Origin of the sequence: Devosia epidermidihirudinis, from assembly GCF_000971295.1 — a bacterium.
Lineage (GTDB): Bacteria > Pseudomonadota > Alphaproteobacteria > Rhizobiales > Devosiaceae > Devosia > Devosia epidermidihirudinis.
Map to the genome: position 1 here is coordinate 684,275 of NZ_LANJ01000016.1, position 24,901 is coordinate 709,175.

At 61.8% G+C, this 24,901-nt stretch carries 22 protein-coding genes; 11 read left to right on the forward strand and 11 right to left on the reverse strand.

All coding sequences use genetic code 11. The features are described from left to right. The first annotated feature begins 91 nt into the window (after window positions 1–91). The 4 genes from WH87_RS11610 (at window position 92) to WH87_RS11625 (ending at window position 4,456) form a co-directional block, all read left to right on the forward strand. Window positions 92–1,624, forward strand: a complete 1,533-nt coding sequence (locus WH87_RS11610; RefSeq protein ID WP_046139019.1) for a sugar ABC transporter ATP-binding protein — start codon at window positions 92–94, stop codon at window positions 1,622–1,624. Continuing rightward, on the forward strand, window positions 1,624–2,628 hold the full coding sequence (locus WH87_RS11615) for an ABC transporter permease (protein ID WP_046139018.1): 1,005 nt from the start codon (window positions 1,624–1,626) through the stop codon (window positions 2,626–2,628). Before WH87_RS11610 ends, WH87_RS11615 begins: the two co-directional genes overlap by 1 nt. Window positions 2,629–2,720: 92 nt before the next feature. Beyond that, complete coding sequence (locus tag WH87_RS11620) at window positions 2,721–3,668, forward strand: ABC transporter substrate-binding protein (RefSeq protein ID WP_046139017.1); 948 nt, start codon at window positions 2,721–2,723, stop codon at window positions 3,666–3,668. 56 nt (window positions 3,669–3,724) lie between these two features. After that, window positions 3,725–4,456 carry an SDR family oxidoreductase gene (locus WH87_RS11625; protein ID WP_046139016.1) on the forward strand — a complete coding sequence of 244 codons (732 nt, stop codon included), beginning with the start codon at window positions 3,725–3,727 and terminating at the stop codon, window positions 4,454–4,456. Here the strand turns inward: WH87_RS11625 and WH87_RS11630 are convergent, their stop codons facing one another. Beyond that, window positions 4,457–5,248: a GGDEF domain-containing protein gene (locus WH87_RS11630; RefSeq protein ID WP_156458202.1), complete on the reverse strand. Its 792-nt coding sequence runs from the start codon at window positions 5,246–5,248 to the stop codon at window positions 4,457–4,459. It abuts the gene before it with no gap. 128 nt (window positions 5,249–5,376) lie between these two features. Here WH87_RS11630 and WH87_RS11635 point away from each other — a divergent pair, with 128 nt between their 5' ends. After that, window positions 5,377–6,651, forward strand: coding sequence for an L-fuconate dehydratase (locus tag WH87_RS11635; RefSeq protein ID WP_046139015.1), 1,275 nt, complete (start codon window positions 5,377–5,379; stop codon window positions 6,649–6,651). Here WH87_RS11635 and WH87_RS11640 read toward each other — a convergent pair. From WH87_RS11640 to WH87_RS11655, 4 genes are all read right to left on the reverse strand, one after another. Beyond that, complete coding sequence (locus WH87_RS11640) at window positions 6,648–7,466, reverse strand: GGDEF domain-containing protein (RefSeq protein ID WP_052726402.1); 819 nt, start codon at window positions 7,464–7,466, stop codon at window positions 6,648–6,650. The genes WH87_RS11635 and WH87_RS11640 overlap by 4 nt on opposite strands. 89 nt (window positions 7,467–7,555) lie before the next feature. Continuing rightward, window positions 7,556–8,197 carry a YdcF family protein gene (locus tag WH87_RS11645; RefSeq protein ID WP_197410789.1) on the reverse strand — a complete coding sequence of 214 codons (642 nt, stop codon included), beginning with the start codon at window positions 8,195–8,197 and terminating at the stop codon, window positions 7,556–7,558. A gap of 35 nt (window positions 8,198–8,232) precedes the next feature. Beyond that, window positions 8,233–8,718 (reverse strand): hypothetical protein, encoded by a 486-nt coding sequence (locus tag WH87_RS11650; protein WP_046139013.1) that lies wholly within the window; start codon window positions 8,716–8,718, stop codon window positions 8,233–8,235. Further along, complete coding sequence (locus WH87_RS11655) at window positions 8,718–9,959, reverse strand: aminopeptidase (RefSeq protein WP_046139012.1); 1,242 nt, start codon at window positions 9,957–9,959, stop codon at window positions 8,718–8,720. The genes WH87_RS11650 and WH87_RS11655 overlap by 1 nt, the downstream gene beginning before the upstream one ends. A gap of 158 nt (window positions 9,960–10,117) precedes the next feature. Here WH87_RS11655 and WH87_RS20210 point away from each other — a divergent pair, with 158 nt between their 5' ends. From WH87_RS20210 to WH87_RS11670, 4 genes are all read left to right on the forward strand, one after another. Beyond that, the gene (locus WH87_RS20210; protein ID WP_281175237.1) at window positions 10,118–10,249 is read left to right on the forward strand and encodes a hypothetical protein; all 132 of its coding nucleotides are present in this window, start codon (window positions 10,118–10,120) and stop codon (window positions 10,247–10,249) included. A gap of 401 nt (window positions 10,250–10,650) precedes the next feature. After that, on the forward strand, window positions 10,651–12,459 hold the full coding sequence (locus WH87_RS11660) for an ABC transporter ATP-binding protein (RefSeq protein WP_046139011.1): 1,809 nt from the start codon (window positions 10,651–10,653) through the stop codon (window positions 12,457–12,459). 342 nt (window positions 12,460–12,801) lie between these two features. Beyond that, window positions 12,802–13,722 carry a VOC family protein gene (locus WH87_RS11665; RefSeq protein WP_046139010.1) on the forward strand — a complete coding sequence of 307 codons (921 nt, stop codon included), beginning with the start codon at window positions 12,802–12,804 and terminating at the stop codon, window positions 13,720–13,722. A gap of 68 nt (window positions 13,723–13,790) precedes the next feature. Further along, the gene (locus WH87_RS11670) at window positions 13,791–14,336 is read left to right on the forward strand and encodes a DUF924 family protein (protein WP_046139009.1); all 546 of its coding nucleotides are present in this window, start codon (window positions 13,791–13,793) and stop codon (window positions 14,334–14,336) included. 129 nt (window positions 14,337–14,465) lie between these two features. Here the strand turns inward: WH87_RS11670 and WH87_RS11675 are convergent, their stop codons facing one another. Continuing rightward, window positions 14,466–15,377 carry a sugar kinase gene (locus tag WH87_RS11675; protein WP_281175238.1) on the reverse strand — a complete coding sequence of 304 codons (912 nt, stop codon included), beginning with the start codon at window positions 15,375–15,377 and terminating at the stop codon, window positions 14,466–14,468. Between the two features lie 232 nt (window positions 15,378–15,609). Here WH87_RS11675 and WH87_RS11680 point away from each other — a divergent pair, with 232 nt between their 5' ends. Then, window positions 15,610–17,088, forward strand: coding sequence for a mannitol dehydrogenase family protein (locus WH87_RS11680; RefSeq protein WP_046139726.1), 1,479 nt, complete (start codon window positions 15,610–15,612; stop codon window positions 17,086–17,088). A 196-nt stretch (window positions 17,089–17,284) separates the two neighbouring features. On the opposite strand, the gene WH87_RS11685 is transcribed toward WH87_RS11680, so the two are convergent. The 5 genes from WH87_RS11685 to WH87_RS11705 form a co-directional block, all read right to left on the reverse strand. Then, entirely contained in the window at window positions 17,285–18,439 is a 1,155-nt protein-coding gene (locus WH87_RS11685) for an iron-containing alcohol dehydrogenase (RefSeq protein WP_046139725.1), read from the reverse strand. Window positions 18,440–18,588: 149 nt separating this feature from the next. Then, window positions 18,589–19,971, reverse strand: a complete 1,383-nt coding sequence (locus tag WH87_RS11690; RefSeq protein WP_046139008.1) for an aldehyde dehydrogenase family protein — start codon at window positions 19,969–19,971, stop codon at window positions 18,589–18,591. Between the two features lie 158 nt (window positions 19,972–20,129). Next, complete coding sequence (locus WH87_RS11695) at window positions 20,130–21,491, reverse strand: glutamine synthetase family protein (protein WP_046139007.1); 1,362 nt, start codon at window positions 21,489–21,491, stop codon at window positions 20,130–20,132. 60 nt (window positions 21,492–21,551) lie between these two features. Continuing rightward, window positions 21,552–23,060 (reverse strand): amino acid permease, encoded by a 1,509-nt coding sequence (locus tag WH87_RS11700; RefSeq protein ID WP_046139006.1) that lies wholly within the window; start codon window positions 23,058–23,060, stop codon window positions 21,552–21,554. A gap of 46 nt (window positions 23,061–23,106) precedes the next feature. Further along, window positions 23,107–23,865 (reverse strand): N-formylglutamate amidohydrolase, encoded by a 759-nt coding sequence (locus tag WH87_RS11705; RefSeq protein WP_046139005.1) that lies wholly within the window; start codon window positions 23,863–23,865, stop codon window positions 23,107–23,109. 91 nt (window positions 23,866–23,956) lie between these two features. Here WH87_RS11705 and WH87_RS11710 point away from each other — a divergent pair, with 91 nt between their 5' ends. Next, entirely contained in the window at window positions 23,957–24,793 is an 837-nt protein-coding gene (locus tag WH87_RS11710; protein WP_046139004.1) for a MurR/RpiR family transcriptional regulator, read from the forward strand. The last annotated feature ends 108 nt before the right edge of the window (window positions 24,794–24,901 follow it).

A 24,901-nucleotide genomic window follows, 5' to 3' on the forward strand; every position in this document is an offset into this window, starting at 1 on the left:
TCATGAATAAATTGTTCGTATATGACGAGGCGGAGGCCTCGCGTGGAGGAATTCGGTACATGCTGCTGCCCGAACGGCCGGTTGTCATTCCATGACCGCTCTTGTTGAGCTTTCTGGCATAGAGAAATCGTTTCCAGGCGTGCGTGCATTGCACAACGCCCAGTTCGAGCTGTTGTCTGGCGAAGTTCATGCCCTGATGGGTGAGAACGGCGCTGGCAAGTCGACGCTGATGAAGATTCTCTCTGGCGTCTATCAGCGCGATGACGGCGACATCCGTCTCGATGGTCAACCTGTCGAAATCGCCTCCCCACGCGCCGCGCTGGGCATGGGCATTTCCATCATCCATCAGGAACTGGCGCTGATGCGCGACCTGACGGTGGCGCAGAACATCTTTATCGGCCGCGAACCCCGCATTCTGGGTGGTCTGGTGCTGGACGAGCGGGCGCTCAATGCGCAGGCCGAGGCAATCTTTGCCTCGATGAACCTGAAGTTCGATCCCCGCGCCATGGTGGGCGAGCTGACCATTGCGCGACAGCAGATGGTCGAAATCGCCAAGGCGCTCTCCTACAAGTCGCGCGTCCTGATCATGGATGAGCCGACGGCGGCGCTCAATGACGCCGAGATCAACGAGCTTTTCGCCATCATCAACCGCCTCAAGGCGGAAGGTGTCGGCATTGTCTATATTTCCCACAAGATGGATGAGCTGAAGCGTATCGCTGACCGCGTCACCGTGATGCGCGACGGCGAATATGTCGGTACCGTCCCCGCTGCCACGACGCCCATGGAAACCATCATCTCGATGATGGTGGGGCGCACCCTCAGCAACGAACCCAGTGCGCTGCCTGCTGCGTCCGACGCGCCAGTCGCGCTCGAAATTCGCGGCTTCAAGCGCGGCAACGTCATTCGCGATGTCAGCCTGTCGGTGCGCAAGGGTGAAATCCTTGGCCTTGCCGGCCTGATGGGCGCTGGCCGCACCGAAGTCGCGCGCGCTATCTTTGGTGCCGATCCGATCGAGGCAGGCGAGATTTTCGTCAACGGCAACAAGGCGACGATCCGCTCGCCGCAAGACGCCGTCCGCGCCGGCATCGGCTATCTGTCTGAAGATCGCAAGCAGTTCGGCCTCGCGACCGGGCTCGACGTGCGCAACAATATTGCGCTGGCCTCGCTCTCGCGCTTTACCGGCCCGGTCGGTGTGCTGCGCGAGAATGCCATGCGCGAAACGGCCCAGGGCTATATCCGTCAGCTGGCGATCAAGACGCCGTCCGACACGCAGGAGGCTCGCCTTCTTTCGGGTGGCAATCAGCAGAAGGTGGTTATCGCCAAGTGGCTGCTGCGCGACTGCGATGTGCTGATTTTTGACGAACCAACGCGCGGTATCGACGTCGGTGCCAAGTCCGAAATCTACAAGCTGCTCAATGCGCTGGCCGAGCAGGGCCGCGCCATCATCGTGATTTCCTCTGAGCTGCCCGAAGTGCTGCGCCTCAGCCACCGGATCGCCGTGATGTGCGAGGGACGCCTCACCGGGATTCTGCCCGGCGGCGCCAGCCAGGAAGAAATCATGCATTTGGCAACGCTGCGCCCAAGCGCGGTTGCCGAAACCGAAACCAACAGGAAAACGGCCTGATGACCCCGATTGATAATGCTGCCAAGCCAGGCCTGTTCGCCAGCATCCGGACCTCGGGTGCCTATCACAAGCTGCTCGCCTTCTCCGGCCTGATTGCCCTGGTGATTGTATTCAGTTTTGCGTCGCCAAACTTCATGCAGACGCAAAACGTGCTGGCCATCCTGCAGGCGACGTCGGTCAATGGCGTGCTCGCCATCGCCGCAACGTTGGTGATCATCACGGGCGGTATCGATCTGTCGGTCGGCACCCTGATGACCTTCTGCGCGGTGATTACCGGCGTGGTGCTGACCTATCTCGGTCTGCCGCTGCCACTGGGCGTTCTCGCCGCCATTCTCGCCGGCACTGCAAGCGGTCTGGTCTCCGGTACGGTGATCGCCAAGCTCAAGGTGCCGCCTTTCATCGCGACGCTGGGCATGATGCTGATCCTCAAGGGTCTGTCGCTGGTGATCTCGGGGACGCGCCCGATCTATTTCAACGACACCCCCGGCTTCAGCCAGATCTCGACCGGCTCGATCATCGGCTCGATCATTCCGGCGCTGCCTGTGCCAAACGGCGTGCTGATCCTGTTCCTCGTCGCCATCATCATCAGCTTCGTGCTGAGCAAGACAGCGCTGGGTCGCTACACCTTTGCCCTCGGCTCGAATGAAGAGGCCGTGCGTCTGTCGGGCGTCAATGTCGATCGCTGGAAGATCGGCGTTTATGCGCTGGCTGGTAGCGTCTGTGGCGTTGCGGGCCTGTTGATCGCCTCGCGCCTCAATTCGGCGCAGCCTGCTCTGGGGCAGGGCTACGAACTCGACGCCATCGCGGCTGTCGTCATCGGCGGCACCTCGCTTTCGGGTGGTCGCGGTACAGTTCTGGGCACGCTGATTGGCGCGCTCATCATTTCCGTGCTGGCCAATGGCCTGCGCATTCTTTCGGTGGCTCAGGAGTGGCAGACGGTCGTGACCGGCACCATCATCATCCTGGCCGTCTACGCCGATATCCTGCGGCGCCGCAGTCTTTAAGCGCCGATTTCGCTGCGCTGATCCACACCAGCGCCACAAACAAGAAGGCGACAAGCCTCAGGGACTGACGACTTTTCACACTGGGAGGAACTATGTTCAACCGCCGTACGCTTATCGGGGCCATTGGCGCCCTGGCTCTCCTGACCACTGCTGGCGTGCCAGCTTTCGCTCAGGAAAAATACGACATCGCCCTGATTTCCAAGGGTTTCCAGCATCAGTTCTGGCAGGCTGTTAAGGCCGGTGCCGATCAGGCCGCTGCCGAGCTCGGCGTCAACGTGACCTTTGAAGGTCCAGACAATGAGACCCAGGTTGACCGTCAGATCGACATGCTCGCTGCCGCACTGGCCCGTAAGCCAAGCGCCATCGGCTTTGCCGCTCTCGACAGCCAGGCAGCGATCCCGCTGCTGCAGCAGGCCAAGGATGCCGGCATTCCGGTCATCGCCTTCGACTCCGGCGTTGAAAGCGACATTCCTGTTACCACTGCAACCACCGACAACGTCGCTGCAGCAGCACTCGCTGCCGACGCCATGGCCGGCCTGATCGGCGACGAAGGCAAGATTGCCGTTGTTGCTCACTCCCAGACCAGCCGTACGGGCATCGATCGCGTTGACGGCTTCGTCAACCGCATCAAGGAAGCCTATCCAAAGATCGAACTCGTCACCGTTCAGTACGGCGACGGCGACCAGCTTGCTTCGACCGAAATCACCAAGTCGATCCTGCTTGCCAACCCAGACATCAAGGGCGTGTTCGGCACCAATGAAGGCGCTGCTATCGGCGTTGCCAATGGCGTCAAGGAACTCGGCTCCAAGGTTGTCGTCATCGGCTTCGACTCGGGTGCTGCTCAGAAGCAGGCTATCCGTGACGGTCTGATGGCAGGCGCTATCACCCAGAACCCAGTTGGCATCGGCTACCAGACCGTGGCCGCAGCCGTTGCTGCGCTCAAGGGCGAAACCCTGCCAAAGGTCATCGATACCGGCTTCTACTACTACGACGCCAAGACCATCGATAACCCAGAAATCGCTGCTGTTCTGTACGACTAATCCAGTTCCGGACCGGGCGTTCGCGCCCGGTCCGACCCCTCCAGAAGAGTACTTCCATGGCTGACCTGAACGGAAAAATCGTCCTCATCACCGCCGCTGCCCAGGGCATTGGTCGCGCCTCGGTCGACGCCTTTGTCGCCGCTGGTGCCAAGGTGATCGCGACCGACATCAATGCGGCCAAGCTGGCCGAGCTCGATGGTCTGCCCAATGTCACGACGCGTATCCTCGATGTGCTGTCGGCTGATGCGGTCAAGCAGGCCGTGGCCGAAATCGGTCGCATCGATGTGCTGTTCAACTGCGCTGGCGTGGTGCATTCCGGCAATGTGCTGGAGATGAGCGACAAGGATCTCGACTTCGCACTCGACCTCAACGTCAAGGCGCAGATCCGCACCATTCAGGCCATTCTGCCGCAAATGCTGGAGCGCAAGGACGGCGCCATCGTCAATATGGCCACCGTCGCGTCATCCATCAAAGGCGTGCCTAACCGCGCCGCCTATTCGATTTCCAAGGCCGCGGTGATCGGGCTGACCAAGTCGATCGCCTCGGACTTCACCACGTCCAATATCCGCGTCAACGCCATCTGCCCCGGCACGGTGGATTCGCCATCGCTGCACGAGCGCTGGCACGCAACTGGCGACTTTGAAGGCGCCCAGAAGGCGTTCATTGCGCGCCAGCCGATTGGCCGTATCGCGCGCCCAGAAGAGGTTGCCGATCTTGCGGTCTATCTCGCCGGCGCTACCTACACCACCGGTCAGGTGCATATCATCGATGGCGGCTGGACCGCCTGATTACGACGCAATGCGGGCTGCGTTGGTTTCCGACGCGACCCGGTTCCGGCCGGCAGCCTTGGCGGCATAAAGCTGCCGATCGGCTTCATTGAGGATATCATGCAGGCTATTGCAGCTCGCCGTGTAACCCGCAACGCCCAGGCTGACAGTCACGCTGGGCGGGGTCTTGTGCGGGAAAGCCAGATTGGCGACGGTCTTGCGCAGCATTTCTGCGACGGTGAGCGCGTTGCGTCCGTCGGTCATGCGCAAGAGAGCGACGAATTCCTCGCCACCGAAGCGCGCGAAACAATCGCTGCCACGCAGCCCTTCGTTGCAGGCGCGCGCAACAGCGCGCAGCACGTCATCGCCGATGCTATGGCCATAGGTGTCGTTGATTGCCTTGAAGTGATCGATGTCCAGCATGACGATGGCCATCGGTGCTCCAGTCGCCCGCGCATTGGAGAATGCCAGCTCGGCTTCCACCATGAAGGAGCGGCGATTGGCGACGCCGGTCAGCGCATCGGTATCGGCTGCGCGGGTCAACGCGGTCTGAGCCGCATCGAGATGATAGACCATCCGCCAGGCCAGCAGACCCAAGCCGGGCGCGCTCAGCACGGGCGAAAGAATAGCCACCAGAATGCCGTACCAGAAAAAGCCTTCTGGCGCGGGCAAGACGAGCATGACAGCGATAGTGACCAGAACGGACGTCGTTGTCGCAATCGCAGTGGTCAGCGCCAAAGCCCTGGCGACGCCCAGCTTCAGCATCCATGCGTAGTATCGCGCATAATTTTCAGAAAATTTCGTCGTCTGCACTTTTCGTCCTCGTCGGCCACAAGGCAGTGCGGCTTGTCCTCACCATGCCATGTCGACGGTTCCGTACCGTTAACCCACATGCTTAACGCACGCTTCCCCCGTGCAAAGTTTCTCTCTGCGAGTTTGCCATGACAAAGATTACGTCCCTGCGTACCCACGACCTTCGCTTTCCGACTTCGGCTTCGCTGGACGGGTCTGACGCGATGAATCCCGATCCCGATTACTCGGCGGCCTATGTCATTCTGGGCACCGATGGGGACCATGAAGGCCATGGCCTCACTTTCACCATCGGTCGTGGCAACGAAGTTGTCGTGGCGGCCATCAAGGCGCTCGAAAGCCGCGTGGTCGGTCTCGACCTCGCCTGGATTTCCGAGGACCCAGGTCGCTTCTGGCGCCACGTAACCGGCGACAGCCAGCTGCGCTGGATTGGCCCGGACAAGGGCGCCATGCACCTTGCTACTGGCGCTGTGGTCAACGCGGTGTGGGATCTGTTGGGTAAGGATGCGGGCAAGCCGGTCTGGCAACTAGTGGCCGACATGACGCCTGAGCAGCTGGTGTCGATCATCGACTTCCGCTACCTCACCGACGCCATCACGCCCGAAGAGGCGTTGGCCATTTTCAAGAAGGCCGAAGCTGGCAAGGCCGAGCGCGTCGCAACCCTGAAGGCCGAGGGCTATCAGTGCTACACGACCTCCGCAGGCTGGCTGGGCTACTCTAACGAGAAGCTGACGCGCCTTGCGACTGAGGCTGTGGCCGAAGGCTTCCAGCACATCAAGATGAAGGTTGGCCGCGACCTCGAAGACGATATCCGTCGGCTTGAAATCGTGCGCTCGATCATGGGGCCAGATCGCTTCCTGATGATCGACGCCAACCAGGTTTGGGAAGTCGATCAGGCGATCGACTGGGTCAAGGAACTCAGCCGCTTCAACCCATACTTCATCGAAGAGCCAACCAGCCCCGATGACGTTTCGGGCCACAAGGCGATCCGTCAGGCCATCGCTCCGGTCAAGGTTGCGACCGGCGAAATGTGCCAGAACCGCATCATGTTCAAGCAGTTCATCAAGGACGGCGCCATCGACATCGTACAGATCGATGCCTGCCGTATCGGTGGTCTGAACGAAGTGCTGTCGGTGCTGCTGATGGCCGCCAAGTACAACCTGCCAGTGTGGCCACATGCCGGTGGCGTGGGGCTTTGCGAATATGTTCAGCACCTGTCGATGATCGACTATCTGGTCGTTTCGGGCACCAAGGAAGGCCGCGTGATCGAGTTCGTCGATCACCTGCACGAGCACTTCATCGAGCCATGCGACATCCAGAACGCGGCCTATATGCCGCCAAAGCTGCCCGGCTTCTCCATTCAGATGAAGCCCGAGTCGATCGCCGCCAACGAATTCCGCGGCTAGGCGGGCGACGCCAACAAGCCAAGCGGCGGCTGCACCTGATTGCGGCCCGCCGCCTTGGCGCGATAGAGTTGCTCATCCGCCTTGGCAATGGCGTTGTCGAGCGGCTCCTCAAGAGTAATCTCCGTCGCGCCAAGGCTCATGGTGATCACCGTGTCGATGCCGTCGACCTGCGTGTTTTCCACCGTCCGGCGCAGGTTTTCCGCCACTCTGACGGCGTCTTCCAGCCCGCACATGGGCAGCAGGACGATGAATTCTTCGCCGCCCCAACGGCATAGAAGATCGGTCTGGCGCAGGCGCGCATTGCAGGCCGCCGAAATTGCCACCAAGACCGCGTCGCCTCCGGCATGCCCGAAGCGGTCGTTCAACGCCTTGAAGTGATCGATGTCCATCATCACCAGCGCGGCGGGCGATTGCCTGCGCCGGGCAAGGGCGACATCGCGTTGGGCGCTTTCAAGGAACTGGCGGCGGTTGGCGAGGCCTGTCAGGTGATCAGTCGAAGCCGCATTGGCCAGTGCGGCGCGGGTTTCGGCCAGTTCATAGGCCATTTTGAAGATCACCAAGCTCACCAGTGGCGAGACGACAGCCGGTGTGATGATGGCAAAGTAAACCCATTCCTCCAACATAGTCTGCGGCATGGTGACGTAAATCGCTGTGCCACAGACCAGCAATGACAGCAGAATCGACACAATCGTCGCGACCAGGACGGCGCGTGCCAGACCCATGGCCAGCAAGGAATTCAGTCCTGCTTTGTAGAGCCGCTCCACCTTGGTCTGTGCGGGCTGAGAAGGCGTAGTGATCGTCGGTGACTTCGTCATCGGCACGGCCTTTTTCGTTTGCACGAAACTATGCCGCTCGAATATTTCTATGGTGTTACCGTTGCTTAGCAGTAACGATGGGTTCGCACTCAGGTGCCCGTCAGCACATATTGCCCAATCAACCAGACTTCCCGAAACAGGAAGGGGAGCGTGGTCTGCCAGCTGAGATAGCGGCTGGTGGTGGTGGGCGAGGGTTGTGCTGCCATGCCGACGCGATTGGCGATCAGCATGGCGCGGCGCATATGCAGGGGATCCGAGACGATCAGGGTCGTGCCGATCTCGGCTTTTTCCATCACTGGCACGGCGAGGGCGAAGTTCTCGATTGTCGTGCGCGATTGATCTTCCATGACGATAGCGGACGCTGGAACGCCGTTATCTATCAACCAGTTACGGCTTGCCACCGCTTCGCTGAGTTTGTCCTCCGGGCTGCGCCCGCCGGTGACGATGATGCGGCTGACCTGGCCGTTTTCATAGAGGGTCTGGGCGTGTCGAAGGCGCTCGACCAGCACGGGGCTGGGGCGGTCCCAAAGCACGGCCGCGCCCAAAACCAGTGCAGCATCAGCGGGTTGGCTTGAGGCCTGCCCGGCATAGCGCCAGATGTCCACGGCGAGCCCGCCTGCCAGCAAAACAATGGCAGCGCTCAGAGCCAGAATGGCGCGATAGGAGCGGTGGGCGAGGCGCATGGCGCAGACATGACTTTCGCGGTTTGGCAAACGAACGGGTGACGCCAACGCTTCACATGTCCGCGTAAATCGTTAGCGAACTGCTATCGCTTTTTGGACTTCGTGCTACCCAAATGGGCCGATTTGGCGGTGAAATCAAACCGGGCCAATTCGCGCTCGCCAGCCATCACGACGATCTCGTGCGGGCCCGCAGGATCCCCTTCAAGCACGCACCAGGTGTGCCAGATCCAGCTCTCGGCCGGTTGCAACTCGAGCTGGGTGGTGATGCTCCGGCCATCGGCGGAAAGACTGGTCGTATCGGTGGAGCCCCAATCGCTCGGGGCACCGGGAAGCGTAAACAGCTCCGTGACACTGACCGGCAGCTTGGCTTTGGCCAGCTTGAGCTGCCATTCGTAACACGTGCCGGCAATCAGCGGCACGATGTCGGTGCTGGTCGCCACGCTCTCGCCATCCGCATCGCTGGTGATGACCACGAAGTCTCGGTCGAGCACTTCGTAATCCCGTGCCAGCGCTGGATGAACCAGCGCCAGCATTGTAACGGCAACAAGCGATGCGTTGGCAAAGTGCATTAGTTGGCCCATTCGCCCTTGCGCATGACTGGCTCAGTGGTGCCATCGGCATGGACGCCATCAATGTCGATCTTGTCGCTGCCGATCATCCAGTCGATGTGGATGTTGGAGGTGTTGCCGCCCTGAGCAAAAATCTGCTCCTGCGACAGGTCTTTGCCATCCACGAAGCAATCGGAATAGCACTGGCCCTGCGCGATATGGCAGGAGGCGTTTTCGTCGTAGAGCGTGTTGAAGAACAGGATGCCCGATGCCGAAATCGGCGAGGAATGCGGCACCAGTGCCACTTCGCCCAGACGACGCGCACCTTCATCGGTGTCGAGCACTTTGTTGAAGATGTCCTGGCCCTTGGCAGCCTTGAGCTCGACCAGACGGCCACCCTCAAAGCGCGCCTGCATCTCCTCGATCAGCGCACCATTGTGGCTGAGCGGCTTGGTCGCCGCGACATAGCCCTCGACCCGCAGACGATGCGGCGTAGTGAAGACTTCTTCAGTCGGAATATTGGGGTTGCAGGTGATGCCGTTCTTGGCTTCGGACGCGCCACCCTTCCAGCGGTGACCATCGGCCAGACCCACGGTGAGATCGGTGCCGGGGCCGGTATATTTGAGCGAGGCGAAGGCCTTGCCGTTGAGCCAAGTCCAGCGCTTCTTGAGGTTGGCATTGTGGTCTGCCCAAGCGGCAATGGGATCGTCCACATCAACGCGGCTGGCCTTGAAGATCGCATCGGCAAGCTTGCCAACGGCGACTTCTTCGCTGTCATCGGGAAATACCAGCTTGGCCCAGGCGGCGCTTGGATAAGACACGATGTTCCAGTTGATATCAAAACCGGTGATCAGCTGCAGGGCGGGCTTATAGGCCGCCGAATTGGCGCGCATGGCGCGGCTGACCTTGTCGGTATCCTGCCCCGCCAGCATCATCGGATTGTCGCCCGCAATGGCGAGACGCGCGGCATTGCCCTTGAAGGCTTCGGCCATGCCCGAATAGAGCCAGCCAGCGGCCTTGTCGAAGCTGGCGCTATTGGCGTGCTTGTAGCGGGCCAGGGTCGCTTCTTCATCGGAGTAGATGGTGGTGACCAGACCCGCGCCAGCCTTATACGCGTGCTCGGTGATGCGGCGGACCAGCGGAGCCGCAGTCAGCGGCGCGGTCATCACCAGGTCCTGGCCTTCGGCCAGCTGCAGGCCGACCTTGATGGCGACCTGTGCGAGTTTGTCGAGTTTGACCGGATCAATGGGGGAGGTGGTCATTTGGGCGAATGCCTCTTTGTTCTTGAGTCTGATTGGGGCTGAGCCTAGCGCCGCGCAGCGCAAGTGACCACCCGGCGAAATCGAAAATTGTCTTGACCTAAATCAAAGTTTTTCGCCGCCGAAGTGGGATGGATTGGCCAAACCAACAGGAGCTGCAAATGGCCTTGATCCTTCACCCCGTCTTCCTCGCTATCTTCGCAATCTTTGGCACTTTCGCGGTCGGCACGGGCTATGGCCTGTTGGCCACGCGCAACATCGTCGCGCCTGGGGCACGCGACCATCGCGACTGAGCGCTCGCTCCGCGGCCCTGACGGCTGCGTCCACCCGCGATGACAACGCCTCTGGGTCGCCGCCCAGAGGCGTTGTGGTTTTTCAGCATCACTCAAGCGTTCTCGTCGAAATTGCTGGTTGGCAAGCCCGAACGCTTTGTCTACAAAACGTCCTGTCGCTTCAAAATTTCGAACCAAGGGAGGCGTTGCATGACAGTTTCATTCATCGATCTCCCTCCGGGCAATTCTCCGCGTTAACACGCTATTCGCGGCCCACCTGTTTTGGCCGCTGCCCCTTTCGGTTCTTTCCCTCACAGCCTGCTTGATCTGACCTATCAGGGTCGTTTTTTACCCGGTCCGGCTGTGCCTTTTACTTTCTTGTCTTGAGGCCGTCCTTCGGTAACGGGGTCGGGTCGCCACTAATGAGCAGAAAAAAACCTGTGCTGTCGGCCGATGCATTCCGCAATGTGCTCGGCTTTACCTTCCGCCACTGGGCCAACCAGCCCGGCCGCGCCGCTGCCATCGCCGTGTTGGTGTTCTGCGCGACGCTGGCCGAAGCGCTGAGCCCAATCTTTGCCGGTCGACTGGTCGATGCGGTTGCATCGGGGAGCGGTACCAATGCTGACTTCTGGGTGCCAGCCGTCACGGCGTTCTGGACCATGGCTGGGCTTTATGTCGCCTCGGTCGTGCTGCGCCAGTTCGTGTTTTTCAACATCATCGCCTTTACGCTGCGCATGATGAACGACGTGATCGCCACGGCCTTCCACAAGGTGCAGCGCTTCTCGACCGATTGGCACGCCAATAACTTCGCTGGCTCCACCGTGCGCAAGATCACGCGTGGCTCTGGCGCCATCGACCTGCTCAATGACGTGCTGCTGGTGGCCCTGTGGCCATCCATCGTCATGCTGATCGGTGCGACGGTGATCCTGGGCATGGCTTGGCCGGTAATGGGCCTTGTCGTTGGTCTGGGCTCGATCATCTATGTCAGCGTCACGGTTTGGCTTTCGACCAACTTTGTCGCGCCAGCCGGCACCCTCGCCAACACCTGGGACACCCGCATGGGTGGCTCGCTGGCCGACGCGGTCAGCTGCAACTCGGTGGTGAAGGCGTTTGGCGCGGAAGATCGCGAAGAAGCCATTTTGGGCAAGGTTGTTGGCAAGTGGCGCTTGCGCACCAAGCGCCTCTGGCAGCGCGGCACCATCAATGGTGGCGTGCAGGGCCTGATGATGGCGATCATGCAGACCGCCATTCTGGGCACGGCGCTGCTGCTGTGGCAGCAGGGTGCGGCTTCGCCGGGTGACATTACCTTCGTTCTGACCATGTTCTTCGTGCTGCAGGGGCACTTGCGCGACGTGGGCCAGCACATCCGCAATCTGCAGCGTTCGGTGAACGATATGGAAGAGCTGGTGGCGCTGGACAGCCAGAGCTATGGCATTGTCGACAAGCCAAAGGCCAAGCCGATCCAGATCGCGGCTGGTGGCATCAACTTCGACAACGTGACGTTCCAGTATGGCTCGCACCCAACCCCGCTCTATCGCGACTTTTCGGTCAAGATTGCGCCGGGCGAGCGCGTGGGTCTGGTTGGGCATTCCGGATCGGGCAAGACGACCTTCGTCAAGCTGATCCAGCGGCTCTATGACGTCAACCAGGGTGCCATCACCATCGACGGGCAGAATATTGCCGATGTGCAGCAGTCGAGCCTGCGCAGCCAGATCGCCATCGTGCAGCAGGAGCCCATTCTGTTTCACCGGACGCTGGCCGAAAACATCGCCTATGCCCGCCCCGGCGCAACCCGCGCCGAGATCGAGCTGGCGGCCCAGCAGGCCAATGCGGCTGAGTTCATCGAGCGCCTGCCCAAGGGCTATGAGACCATGGTGGGCGAGCGCGGCGTGAAACTGTCGGGTGGCGAACGCCAGCGCGTTGCCATTGCCCGGGCGTTCCTGGCCGATGCGCGGGTGCTCATTCTGGACGAAGCCACCTCGAGCCTCGACAGCGAGAGCGAAGTGCAGATCCAGGAAGCGATGGAACGGCTGATGGAAGGCCGCACCACGCTGGTGATTGCCCACCGTCTGTCCACCGTGCGGGCGCTGGATCGCCTGTTGGTGTTCGACCGCGGCCAGATCGTGGAAGAGGGCGACCACGCCCAGCTGATCCAGCTCAAGGGCGGCATCTACCGGCGCCTGTTCGAGCGGCAGGCGCTGGAACTGACCAAGGGTCTGATGACCGCATAAGAGATAAACGCCGGGGTGAAAGCTCCGGCGTTTTTGGTTTTGGTGGGGCTTTCGGTCGCCCTACACCTGGACTCACAATCGTCACCCTCGGGCTTGACCCGAGGGGTCTTCACTTGCCGGGGGCGCAGTGAAGTACAGAGCCCTCGGGTCAAGCCCGAGGGTGACGCGCGGTGGGTGGGGAGGGAGAGGGACGCCCGGTGGGTGGGAGAGGGTCGCGATTGTGGGTTGGGCATGAGGTGTGCGATTGCTCACACTCTACCGAACAATGCCTTCGCTGGCGTCGCGATAGCGTGAACGAACTGGCGGGCCTATATCCCTAGCAACACCAAACAGGGGATCACCATGATTGACGCATCCGTTCAGACCGTCGTGAAATCCAAGCCGATCCTGCCGCTGACCACCAAGCTGGGACCGGTCCATATCGCCGCAACCGATCGCGCCAAGGCGCTTGCCATCTGGCAGGACGTGGTCGGGCTTGAGCTGATTGCCGAGAGCGCCAATGAGCTGACGCTGGGCGCGGGCGGCAAGCCTTTGATCGTGCTCGAAACCGGGGCCACGCGCCCATCGGTGCAACGCACAATCGGACTCTATCACGTTGCCATCCACGTGCCGACGCGCCCCGATCTGGCGCAGATGGCGGTCCGTGCGCTGCAGCGCAATGTGCGCATTTCGCCCACCGATCACCTGGTCAGCGAGGCGATCTATCTGTGGGATCTCGACGGCAATGGCATTGAAATCACCTTCGAAACGCCCTGGCGTGGCTCGCTGGGCGATCCCGAAAAAGGCGAAACCTATGCCGTGACGGCCGATGGCAAGCCCCATTCCGGGCGCGATCCGATCGACCTCGATGGGCTTCTGGCGGAGCTGGGCGACAAGCCCAGCCTGCAGTCCTATATGCCGGCCGGCACACGGATCGGGCATGTGCATGTGCATGTGAATGATCTTGGCGTGGCGATGGAGTTTTATCGCGATGTCATCGGCTTTGCCGGGTTCCTGCTGATCCACTCCTTCGGCATGGGCGACGTCGGGCTCGACTACATGCCCCACACCATTGCCTTCAATATCTGGTCGGGCCCCAATGCCACGCTGCCCCCAGCCGGTGCTGCCGGGCTGCGCTGGTTCACGATCGAGCTGCCCGACGCGGCAACGCTCGACGGCGTGATAACGCGGCTGGAAACGGCCAAGGCCCCGATCAACCAGATCACCGGCGGAATTGAAACGCAGGACCCATTTGGTAACCGGATCAAGATCGTTGTCGCCTGACCTTTATGATACCCAACAGACGTCTCTGCTCACGAGCAGGACGTCTGTTCAGCATTTCAGGAGTCAAAATGCGCAGTGCACAGGACGTCATTGATTTCTGGTTTGTCGATCACGGCATGGATGACTGGTTTGGCGGCAAGCCCGAATTCGACGTGGCACTGGCCGAGCGCTTTGCCGAGACCCATCCCCCTGTGGCGCGCGGCGAAGCCTGGGACTGGCGCAAGACTGCAGAAGGGCGGCTGGCCGAACTGATCGTGCTCGACCAGTTCTCCCGGCAATTGCATCGCGGATCGGCCAAGGCGTTTGCGCAGGACACTATGGCGACAGCATTGGCGCAGGAAGCCATCAGCGCCGGGGCCGATCAGGCGGTCGACGCGAAGTGGCGCATGTTCTTCTACATGCCGTTCATGCACGCGGAATCGCTGAAGGTGCAGGAGGACGGCGTTCGCCTGTTCGCCGCGCTGGGTGACGCGTCACTGCTCGATTTCATGACCGGGCACCGCGATACCGTGGCACGGTTTGGGCGGTTTCCATTCCGCAACAAGGCGCTGGGTCGCGAGAGCACGGCCGAGGAACTGGCCTATATGGTCGAACAGGGCGACCGGGCGTTTTAAGGGGAAGAGTACCCCCACCTAGCCTCCCCCTGAAAAGGGGGAGGAACAGGCTGAGTTCTTGGCAATGTCATGTTACGCCCGCTGCGCGGGTTCCTCCCCTATCAGGGGGAGGTTAGGTGGGGGTATCCTCTAACCAAGCAGCTTGGGATCGACCAGCGCGCCCTTTTGGCCGATGACGACGCCCGCAACCCGGTGGCCGTTTTCGGCGGCTTCGCGCAGGGACTTTCCGGCGAGCCGCGCCGAGAGATAACCGCCATTGAAGCTGTCGCCAGCGCCGGTGGCGTCGACCACTGTGGCGCCTGGCTTGGGCGCGACACGGACGCGTTCATTGGCGGTGGCAATGACAGCTTCGCCCGCACCATCCTTGACCACGACTTCCTCAACCCCGAGTTCGAGGTAGCGGTCAGCCGTGTCGTCGATGGACGTGTCGCCGAACAGCGGGGCTTCGTCAGTGTGGGTGGGCAGCACGATATCGCAGAGCGTGGCGGCCGCGGTCAGCACCGCCGTCATGACGCGTGGGCTGGTCCACAGGGCCGGGCGGATATTGGTGTCGAACACCACTTTGGCGCCCGCATCGCGCGCCTTGACGATGGCGCCGAGCAGGCGGCCACGGGCGCGTGGAGCCAGAATGGCCAGGGTAATGCCCGAGAAATACACCACCTTGGCGTCCTTGACGGCAGCGGCCAGCGCATCCCTGTCATCGGCCAAAAGTTTGGCAGCGGAGGTGTCGCGCCAATAGGTGAAGTGGCGATCACCATCCTGCTGGTGGATCATATAGAGACCGGGGCGGCGGCCGGGCACGGTGCGGATATGGCTGGTGCCGATCTGGTTGGCATCGAGAAAGCCGCGGATATCGCTGGAATAGCGATCATCGCCAAGGCCGGTGAAGTAATCGACCGACCAGTCCTGGCCGAGCAGGGCGCGCATATACCAGGCGGTATTGAGCGTATCACCGGCATAGCCGAGGCGATAAGTGCGGTCCTCACCACCGCTCATCTCGATCATGCATTCACCGATGCTGACGAAGCGCTGCTGTGCCAAAGCCTGATCCTTCTCTAATGCCCGTTTCGCTTACCGACGGTGTTATTTTTGCGCAAGCAGTTTAGAAGACCTCATCCTGAGCGTGTCGAAGGACGAGGTCGAGCGCGTGGAGCTGGTGGCCACGCCCTCGTGGTTCGACAGGCTCACCATGAGGTCTCCTTAGAACAGCCTAATCTTCCATACAAGAATGATTGCCACTATGGTGCGCCTACTTTCCAAGCCGGAGACGACCATGACGCGCCTCAGCGCCGCCACCCTCGCCAATGCCCCCGCCGGGGTTCGCCTGCCCGACTATGATCGCTCCGCGATCACGCCCGGCATTGTGCATCTGGGGATCGGCGCGTTCCACCGCGCGCATATGGCGGTCTATGTCGACGATCTGCTCAAGGATCACCCCAGTTGGGGTATTGTCGGCGCGAGCCTGCGTCGCCCCGACACCAAGGACGCGCTGGAGCCGCAGGACGGGCTTTATACCGTCGCCGTGCGCGACGCCTCGGGCACCAAGGCACGGGTGATCGGCTCGATCCTCAAAGTCCTCGACGCCAATAGCCAGCGCGAAGAGCTGCTGGCTGCTATGGCCGATCCGGCCATTCGCATCGTCTCGTTGACCGTGACCGAAAAGGGCTATTGCCACGATCCGGCAACGGGCGAGCTCGACGCGTCCCATCCCGATATCGTCCACGATCTGGCCAATCCAACCGCACCGCGCTCGGCGCCGGGCATTATCGTTGAAGCCTTGGCGCGTCGTCGTGCGGCAGGCCTTGCCCCGTTTGCGGTGCTGAGCTGCGATAACCTGCCCTCCAATGGCGCGACGGTGCAGCGCATCGTGACGCGGCTGGCACATCTGCGCGATGCCGAACTGGGCGCTTGGGTGGAGCAGGTGGCTTTCCCCGGCACTATGGTGGACCGCATCGTGCCCGCCACAACCGATGAAGACCGCGCCGAGATCGCGGGCCTGATCGGCGCGGAAGATGCCTGGCCGATCGTGACCGAGCCGTTCACCCAATGGGTGATCGAGGATCATTTCCCGCAGGGTCGCCCGCCCTTTGAAAGCGTTGGCGCGCAGCTGGTCGACGACGTCGAGCCGTTCGAGCGCATGAAGCTGCGCATGCTCAATGGCAGCCACTCGACCTTGGCCTATCTCGGCTATCTGGCTGGATATGAACATGTGTCTGATGCCATGGGCGACGATGATTTTGTCGCGCTGATCCATGGGCTGATGACCCATGAGGTCATGCCGACGCTCGATATGCCGGGCACCGATCTTGGTGGGTATCGCGACCGATTGCTCGAGCGTTTCCGCAATCCCGCGCTCAAGCACCGCACCTGGCAGATTGCCATGGATGGCAGCCAGAAGCTGCCGCAGCGTCTGCTGGGCACCATTCGCGACCGCATGGCGGCCGAGCAGCCGTTCGAGCGGCTGGCGCTCGGGGTGGCCGGGTGGATGCGCTATGTCATGGGCATTGATGAGGCTGGCGAAATCATCGACGTGCGCGACCCGCTGGCCATGCGCATGCTGGCGATTGCCGCCGACGCGGGCGACGACGCCGAAGACCTCTATATCGGGCTGGCCGACCTGACCGAAGTGTTCGGCACCGATCTGGCCGACAACCAAAGTTTCGGCGAAGCCGTGGCGACGCACCTCGATACACTGTTCGAGATTGGCGTGGTGGCGACGGTGGCCGAGGTGGTGGAAGAGAACGCTGCTTAGGCGCTCGTGTGAGTGGCTAGGTCCTCCGTCGTCTCCCTCCCCCCTTGTGGGGAGGGATCAAGGGTGGGGGAGGGCCAGGCATTGAGTGTGCGGAGAGAAACCCCCACCCTGCTCGATGACGGACTTAGCCGGAGCTAAGTCCTATCGCGCGTCCCTCCCCACAAGGGGGAGGGAGGTCGACTGATGGATTCTCTCTTTAAACCCGGCCTTCCATGGCCCGGTCAAAAATCTCCAGTGCGCGTTCTTTGGTCAACTCGATCGGATTGCCGCCGGCGGTGGGGTCGACGATTGCCATGTCGCCGATCAGCTCGCGTTTGCTGGCGTCCACTTTGAAGTCGGCCAGGGTGTGCGGCACGCCGAGGCGGTGGCGGAGGGCGGTGACGGCGTGCTGGAAGGCTTCAAAGGTTGGTGCGAGGCCGAGATAGGCCGACAGCCGGGCGATGCGGGCTTCGATGGCCGATTTATTGACCGCCAGCACATAGGGCATGAACACCGCATTGGTCATGCCGTGATGGGTGTCATAGAGCGCGCCGACGGGGTGGCTGAGGGCGTGAATGGCGCCAAGGCCCTTCTGGAACGCGGTGGCGCCCATGGCGGCGGCGCTCATCATGTGGCCGCGCGCTTCGACATCATTGGGATTGGCATAGACCTTGGGCAGGTTCTCGAAGACGAGGCGAATGCCTTCGACGGCGATGCCATCGGCCATCGGGTGATAGCCCGGCGCGCAATAGGCTTCGAGGCAATGGGCCAGCGCATCCATGCCGGTGCCCACGGTGATGAATTGCGGCATGCCGACGGTGAGTTCGGGGTCGGCGATCACCACCTTGGGCATCATCAGGGGATGGAAGATGACCTTTTTGGTGTGGGTGGTTTCGTCGGTGATGACGCCCGCACGGCCCACTTCAGAGCCGGTGCCGGCGGTGGTCGGTACGGCGATGATTGGGAAAATGCCCTTGGGATCGGCGCGGGTCCACCAATCGCCAATGTCCTCGAAGTCCCACATCGGGCGGGTCTGGCCCGCCATGAAGGCGATGACCTTGCCCACATCGAGGCCCGAACCGCCGCCAAAGGCGATGACGCCATCATGGCCGCCTTCGCGCAGCACCTTGATGCCGGCTTCCACATTGGCCGAAATCGGGTTGGGTTTCACATCGGCAAACACCCCGACGTCATAGCCCGCGTCTTTGAGCAGCTGGATGGTTTTCTGCGTCACCGGGAGATTGACGAGGCCAGCGTCGGTGACGAGCAGGGGCTTGGTGATCCCTGCCGATTTCAGCGCTTCGGGGAGCTCGGCGATGCGGCCGGGGCCGAACTTGATGGCGGTGGGGTAGTTCCAGTTGGCTTTGGTCATTGTGGCCTCGTTGTTCGGTTCGGCTTTTGCCTTTCCACCAGCGTCATTGCCGGGCTTGTCCCGGCAATCCATCGCGGTTTCGCGCTGGCGGTGGCATGGACCACCGGGACAGGCCCGGTGGTGACGATGGGGCGTGATCGGTTTCCTGACTACACCCGCTTCAGATGATAGCTCTTGGGCTGGGTCAGGTTGGCGTAGCCGATTTCGGAGAGGGCGCCGCCCTTGCCGGTGTCTTTGACGCCTGTCCAGACCAGCGCCGGATCGAGATAGTCGCAACGATTGGCGAAGACCGTGCCGGTCTCGATGCTGCCGCCGAGCTTGGCCGCTGCGTCGAGATCTTCGGTCCAGATCGAGGCGGTGAGGCCATAGGGGCTGTCGTTCATTAGCGTGATGGCCTCGGCGTCATCGGCCACTTTCATGATGCCGACCACGGGGCCGAAGCTCTCCTCACGCATCACCGACATCTGGTGGTTGACGTTGGTCAGCACTTCGGGCGCGAGATAGGGCGAGCCGGGCTTGTCGAGATCGTGCCGTGAATTGAGATGGCGCGTCGCGCCGCCGCGCAGGGCCTCTTCGGTCTGCTGGCGAACATGGTCGGCGAAATTGCCGCGCGCCATGGGGCCAACAATCGTGTCGGCATCGAGCGGATTGCCCAGCGTCCAGCCCTTGGCATTGTCGATGAAGCGCTCGACGAAATTGCCGTAGACGCTTTCATGCACATAGATGCGCTCGACGCCGCAGCAGGATTGGCCGGAGTTGAAGAACGAGCCATCGACGAGGTTTTCGACGGCGTTATCGAGATTGGCATCGGCGCGGACATAGGCGGGGTCCTTGCCGCCCAGCTCAAGGCCGAGCGTGGCAAAGGTGCCGGCGGCGGCCTTTTCGATGCGGCGGCCGCCTTCGACCGAGCCGGTGAAATTGATGTGGTCGATCTGGCCCGAGCCGATCAGTTTTTCCGTGTCGGCATGGCCCAGCACCAGGTTCTGGAACAGGCCGAGCGGCAGGCCCGCGCTTTCGGCGGCGGCGGCGAAGCGCTCACCGGCCAGCAGGGTCTGGCTGGCGTGCTTGAGAATGATGGCATTGCCCGCCATCAGGCCGGGGACGATGGAATTGACGGCGGTGAGGAAGGGGTAGTTCCACGGCGCAATCACCATCACGGTGCCCAGCGCCTCGCGGGTGATGTAGCGGGTGAAGCCTTCTTTTTCGGGCTTGATCGATGGCGCGAGGGCCTCGGCGGCCAGCTCGATCATATAGCGCGCGCGCTCTTCGACGCCCCGCTTTTCACCGCCGAAACGGATCGGGCGGCCCATCTGCCAGGCCAGTTCGGGCACGATGTCATCGTTCATCAGCAGCAACGCATCGAGGAAATGGCTGAGGATTTTCTGCCGCTCGGCAATCGTGGTCTCGCCCCAGCTATGGCGCGCCGCCTTGGCGCGCACCACGGCGGTCTCGATGTCGGTTGCGCTGGCCAATGGCCGCTCGGCATAGACGCTGCCATCGATGGGGGAGATGATCTTGACCGTCTCGGTCATGGTTTTTTTGCCTTTTAACTCGGTGTCATTCCCGCGAAAGCGGGAATCCCACTTGGGCCGGAGAGGGAGATTCCCGCTTTCGCGGGAATGACGCGGTGGCTGCCGGGACAAGCCCGGCAATGACGGTGGTGAGGGATTGGGGCCTCCTCATGGCGTGGCTAGCTCCGCTCGAAGCCGCGCTGGAGTTCCCAATCGGTGACGCGGCGGTCGTATTCGAGCTGTTCCCATTCGGCGGTGTGCACATAATGGGCGACGACGTGATCGCCGAACGCGGATTTGAGCATGGCCGAGTTGCGCAGCGTATCGGTGGCCTCGCGCAGCGTCTTGGGGATTTCGCGTAGTTCCTTGGTGATATAGGCGTCGCCGACAAACACCGGTTCGAGCTCCAGCTTGTCCTCAATCCCCTTGATCCCAGCAGCGATCAGTGCGGCGAGGGCGAGGTAGGGGTTGAGATCAGCGCCGCCCATGCGGCACTCGATGCGGATGGATTTGGAGTGTTCGCCGCAGAGCCGGAAACCGGCGGTGCGATTGTCCGAACTCCAGATCGCCTTGGTGGGCGCGAAGGTGCCCGCCTGGAAACGCTTGTAGCTGTTGATATAGGGCGCGAGGAAATAGGTGATGTCGCGCGCATAGGCGAGCTGGCCCGCCATGAACTGCTTCATCAACGTGCTCATGCCGCGCTCGTCGCTGGAATCGGCGAAGAGGGACTTGCCGGATATGTCGGCCAGCGACATGTGGATGTGGCTCGATGAGCCCGCCAGCGCATAATCCCACTTGGCCATGAAGGTCACCGACTTGCCCTGGGCATAGGCGATTTCCTTAGTGGCGTTTTTCAGCACCACATGGCGGTCGGCCATGGTGAGGGCATCGGCGTATTTGACGTTGATCTCTTCCTGGCCGGGGCCCCATTCTCCCTTGGAGCTTTCGACCGGAATGCCGGAGGCCTGCAGATGCTTGCGCAGCGCGCGCATCACGCCTTCTTCCTTGGTGGTCTGGAAGATATTGTAATCCTGAATGTAATCGCCTGCCGTCTGCGCGGCGCGATATCCCTTTTGCGCGACGGTGCGATAGTCCTCGTCGAACAGGTAAAATTCGAGCTCGGTCGCGGCATTGGCGGTGTAGCCCATGGCGGCAAGGCGATCGAGCTGGGCCTTGAGAATGGCGCGCGGGCTATGCGGGATCGGCTCGTGGTGGTGATGGTCGCTGAGATCGCACAACACGATGGCGGTGCCCTCAAGCCAGCTGGCTTTCATCAGCGTCGCCAGATCGGGCCTCATGACGAAATCGCCATAGCCCTTGCCCCAGTTGGCGGCCTCGTAGCCGGGCACCGGTTCCATGTCGATATCGTCGGCCAGGAGGTAATCGCAGCCATGGGTTTCGTCTTCGGCCATTTCCAGAAAATACTCGGCCTGGAAGCGCTTGCCGATCATGCGACCCTGCATGTCTGGAAAGGCGACGAGCACGGTATCAATGCTGCCCGCGGCGACGTCCTTCGTGAGTTCGGCAAGCGTATAGGCCATTCTGTGTCTCCTCCAGACAGATAGAATGGCGCCCGGCGCGACCGCCGGACGCCGCGTGGCTTATGCCTTGTGTTCGAGCGCGAACTCTTCTTCCGGCGACATGATCAGCTTGTGGCGGCCGACCAGGGCGAAGTAGACAATGCCCACGGCGCACCACAGCACCACCCAGATCACGCCCTTGTAGAAGTTCGGATCCTGCAGCTGGTAGAACAGCGTTACGGCAGCGATGATGATGGTCAGCACGGCGCCGGGAATGCCCACGGGCGAGCGGAATGGCCGCTCGATATTGGGCAGGTTGCGCCGCAGGATGATGAAGCTGAGCGCCTGCATGATGTAGCTCAGCATCGCGCCGAACACGGCCATGTTGAGCAGCACCGAGCCGATGATATCGTCACCCAGCTGATCGGGGCCATCGCCGCCGCCGCCATTTGCAAACCAGATCGTCAGCATCACGGCCAGACCCAGCAGGGCGCCCGAAATCATGGCGATATGGGGCGTCTTATACTTGGTGTGGGTGACCGACAGCGCCGACGGGAAGTAGCCCGCGCGGCTCAGCGAATAGACCTGACGGCCCTGCGCATAGAGAATGGTGTGGAACGAGGCGATCAGGCCGATCAGCGCGACCACGCCAAAGATCGGCGCAGCGGCTTCACCATAGATGGCGCGAATGCCCTGCAGGGCAGGCTCAAGCGAGGAGCCGAGGCTGAACGCACCGACGCCGGCAATGGATGGATTGAGCAGCACGATCATGAACGCGCTGAGCAGCAGGGTGCAGAAGCCGAGCAGAATGCCGCGTGGCATATCGCGCTTGGGATCGACGGACTCTTCTGCAGCCAGCGGCACCTGCTCGATGGCAAGGAACAGCCAGACCGCGAAGGGCAGAGTGGACAACACACCCTGCCAGCCAAACGGGAACCACGAGCCATTGCCCTCTGGCAATTCGACAGCGCCACCATCCGGGCCAACGCCGATATTGAGCGCCCAACGGGAGAAATCGATATGCGGGAAGGCGCTGAACCAGAAGAACACCAGACCCGCCAGCGAGATCAGCGTGACGGTGAGCGTCACCTTGTAGCTGAGCGCCACGCCAAAAATGTTGAGCGACAGGAACAGGGCGAAGAACACCACCCAGAGCAGCGGATACCAGGCGGTATCGAGCCCGGTGATCGAGCCGAAATAGCCCGAGATGAAGGTGCAGATCACCGCCGGTGTCAGCACATATTCAACGTTTTCAAACAGGCCGGTGACAAAGCCGCCCCATGGCCCCATCGAGGTGCGGGCGAAGGAATAGGCCGCACCCGTATGGGGCAGGGCCGGGCTCATTTCCGCAATGGAGGAAACCAGGCCCAGATACATGATGGCGATGATACCAGCGGCGACCACCATGCCGCCCCAGCCGCCGGTCATGAAACCGAAGTTCCAGCCCGAGAAGTGGCCGGAGATCACCGCGCCCACGCCCAGCGCCCAGAGTGACCAAATGCCCGCATAGCGTTGCAGGCCGCGTTTCTCGAAATAATCCTTGTCTCGTGTCGCATACGCGACACTCCCGACTCTCTTAGTCTCAGCCATAGTCACTTCCCCCGAAAATGAACCTGCGGATCGATCTGGATAGCCGTTACCTCTTGCGCTTCTCCCGCGCGGTCACGAGGCAGCGGGCCAGCCGGTTGGCCCAAAGGGTTACCCCGGCGGGTTCGAGAATTTCGTTGTTGCGGATTTCAATCATCGTCGCGTCGAGGCCGCGCCCGTCGCCATGTTTTTCCAGCGTCAACGTCACCCCGTTGAGCGCGGCGTAGGGCTCGTTCCAGCCCACATTCAATTCTGGGTCTTCGGCCTTGAGCGCATCGAGCACCGCCTTGGTGTAGCGGGTATCGACGCCATGGATCAGCCCGATCGGCCAAGGGCGCTCTACGCCATGATAGACGGGCGTGAACGAATGCATGCAGACCAGGATCGTCTCCTGGCCCGCGTGGCGTCGCGCCTCCAGCAGCGTTTCAAGCGAGGCATGAAACGGCTTGTGATAGTGGGTGATGCGATAATTGCGCTCGGCGGCGCCCAGATGCTCGTTGGCGGCGATGCGGGTTTTTTCCGACAGCGTCCAGATCAGGTCCGGCGCATCCAGGTCGCGATTGCAGTCGATGATGAGGCGCGACACGGTCGATTGCACAACCGGCGCATCAAGCAGATCGGAGAGGGCCAGGCTCACCGCCAGCGCGCCGGGGTCCCAGGCGATATGGCTGACGCGTTCGTTCTCCGACAGGCCCAGATCGCCATAGCGCGGGGGAATACGGTTGCTGGCGTGATCGCAGGCGATGACGAAGGGGGAGCTCCCTCGCGCATTGGTGACCAGAACGGATTTTTCCGCGATTGCGTCCAAATTTCCCTACGCAGGATGCATTAATGTCTGTATCAGTAGTTCCACAATCTAAAAAACTGTCAATGCTGAAATCAAAAATTCAGAGGGGGCGATGGAGGGGAAGTCGGTTGCGGGGCGCATCCATGACGCTAACCATCGTCTGACGGCGGCTGAAAAACGTGCGGCTCGCGGGCTGCTCGGCTCCTATCCAACGCTGGGACTGGCGCCGGTCGCCGAATTTGCTCAGCAGTCCGGCGCAAGCTCGGCCACGGTGCTGCGGTTTGTCTCCCAGCTCGGCTACAAATCCTATCCCGACTTCCAGCGCGCCTTGCGCGACGAGCTGGAAGAGCGCTCCAAATCCCCCTTGCAGCGCAGCACTGCCAATGCCGGCAAGGCCGGTGGCGACGAGCATTTCCTCGATCATTTCGTGACGCAGGCTATCGGCAATCTGCGGGGCTCGGCGGCGCTGATCCCGGCGTCCGAATTTGAGGATGTGTGCGCGCGCCTCGCCGAGGCCAAGGGCGCCTGTTACCTCGCCGGTGGTCGCTTTACCGATTTTCTGGCCGGGTATCTGGAAGCCCATCTGCGGCTGATCCGTCCCGGCGTGCGGCGGCTCGATGGCCGGCCCGCGACGCGGGGCGATCAATTGATTGACGTGAAGGCGGGCGATCTCGCCATCATCTTTGACGTGCGCCGCTATGATGAGAGCCTTGTCGAGGTGGCCTCGGAACTGGCGGCGCGGCGGGCCCATATCGTGCTGATCACTGATGAATGGATGAGCCCGGTCTCCCGCTTCGCCAAACTGGTGCTGCCCTGCCGGACAAGTCTGGAGCGGACATGGGACGCCAATGGCGCGCTGTTCACACTGGCCGAGGCGATCATTGCACGGACGACGGAGCTGAGCTGGGCCACGGCGAGCAAGCGTATGGGGTCGATTGAGCGGGGGTAGGGGGGGCTGATGGGCCTTTGGGGGAGGCGCGAAACTCTCCCCCGTCATTGCCCGGCTTGTCCGGGCAATCCATTTGTCAGCGTGCGCGGAGGCGTGGATCACCCGGAC

What these genes read in the sequence shown, in the direction of transcription:
- WH87_RS11610 (WP_046139019.1), top strand. Translation starts at nt 92, where the DNA reads ATGACCGCTCTTGTTGAGCTTTCTGGCATAGAGAAATCGTTTCCAGGC.
- WH87_RS11615 (WP_046139018.1), top strand. Translation starts at nt 1,624, where the DNA reads ATGACCCCGATTGATAATGCTGCCAAGCCAGGCCTGTTCGCCAGCATC.
- WH87_RS11620 (WP_046139017.1), top strand. Translation starts at nt 2,721, where the DNA reads ATGTTCAACCGCCGTACGCTTATCGGGGCCATTGGCGCCCTGGCTCTC.
- WH87_RS11625 (WP_046139016.1), top strand. Translation starts at nt 3,725, where the DNA reads ATGGCTGACCTGAACGGAAAAATCGTCCTCATCACCGCCGCTGCCCAG.
- WH87_RS11635 (WP_046139015.1), top strand. Translation starts at nt 5,377, where the DNA reads ATGACAAAGATTACGTCCCTGCGTACCCACGACCTTCGCTTTCCGACT.
- WH87_RS11640 (WP_052726402.1), bottom strand. Translation starts at nt 7,466, where the DNA reads ATGACGAAGTCACCGACGATCACTACGCCTTCTCAGCCCGCACAGACC.
- WH87_RS11650 (WP_046139013.1), bottom strand. Translation starts at nt 8,718, where the DNA reads ATGCACTTTGCCAACGCATCGCTTGTTGCCGTTACAATGCTGGCGCTG.
- WH87_RS11655 (WP_046139012.1), bottom strand. Translation starts at nt 9,959, where the DNA reads ATGACCACCTCCCCCATTGATCCGGTCAAACTCGACAAACTCGCACAG.
- WH87_RS20210 (WP_281175237.1), top strand. Translation starts at nt 10,118, where the DNA reads ATGGCCTTGATCCTTCACCCCGTCTTCCTCGCTATCTTCGCAATCTTT.
- WH87_RS11660 (WP_046139011.1), top strand. Translation starts at nt 10,651, where the DNA reads ATGAGCAGAAAAAAACCTGTGCTGTCGGCCGATGCATTCCGCAATGTG.
- WH87_RS11665 (WP_046139010.1), top strand. Translation starts at nt 12,802, where the DNA reads ATGATTGACGCATCCGTTCAGACCGTCGTGAAATCCAAGCCGATCCTG.
- WH87_RS11670 (WP_046139009.1), top strand. Translation starts at nt 13,791, where the DNA reads ATGCGCAGTGCACAGGACGTCATTGATTTCTGGTTTGTCGATCACGGC.
- WH87_RS11680 (WP_046139726.1), top strand. Translation starts at nt 15,610, where the DNA reads ATGACGCGCCTCAGCGCCGCCACCCTCGCCAATGCCCCCGCCGGGGTT.
- WH87_RS11685 (WP_046139725.1), bottom strand. Translation starts at nt 18,439, where the DNA reads ATGACCAAAGCCAACTGGAACTACCCCACCGCCATCAAGTTCGGCCCC.
- WH87_RS11690 (WP_046139008.1), bottom strand. Translation starts at nt 19,971, where the DNA reads ATGACCGAGACGGTCAAGATCATCTCCCCCATCGATGGCAGCGTCTAT.
- WH87_RS11695 (WP_046139007.1), bottom strand. Translation starts at nt 21,491, where the DNA reads ATGGCCTATACGCTTGCCGAACTCACGAAGGACGTCGCCGCGGGCAGC.
- WH87_RS11700 (WP_046139006.1), bottom strand. Translation starts at nt 23,060, where the DNA reads ATGGCTGAGACTAAGAGAGTCGGGAGTGTCGCGTATGCGACACGAGAC.
- WH87_RS11710 (WP_046139004.1), top strand. Translation starts at nt 23,957, where the DNA reads ATGGAGGGGAAGTCGGTTGCGGGGCGCATCCATGACGCTAACCATCGT.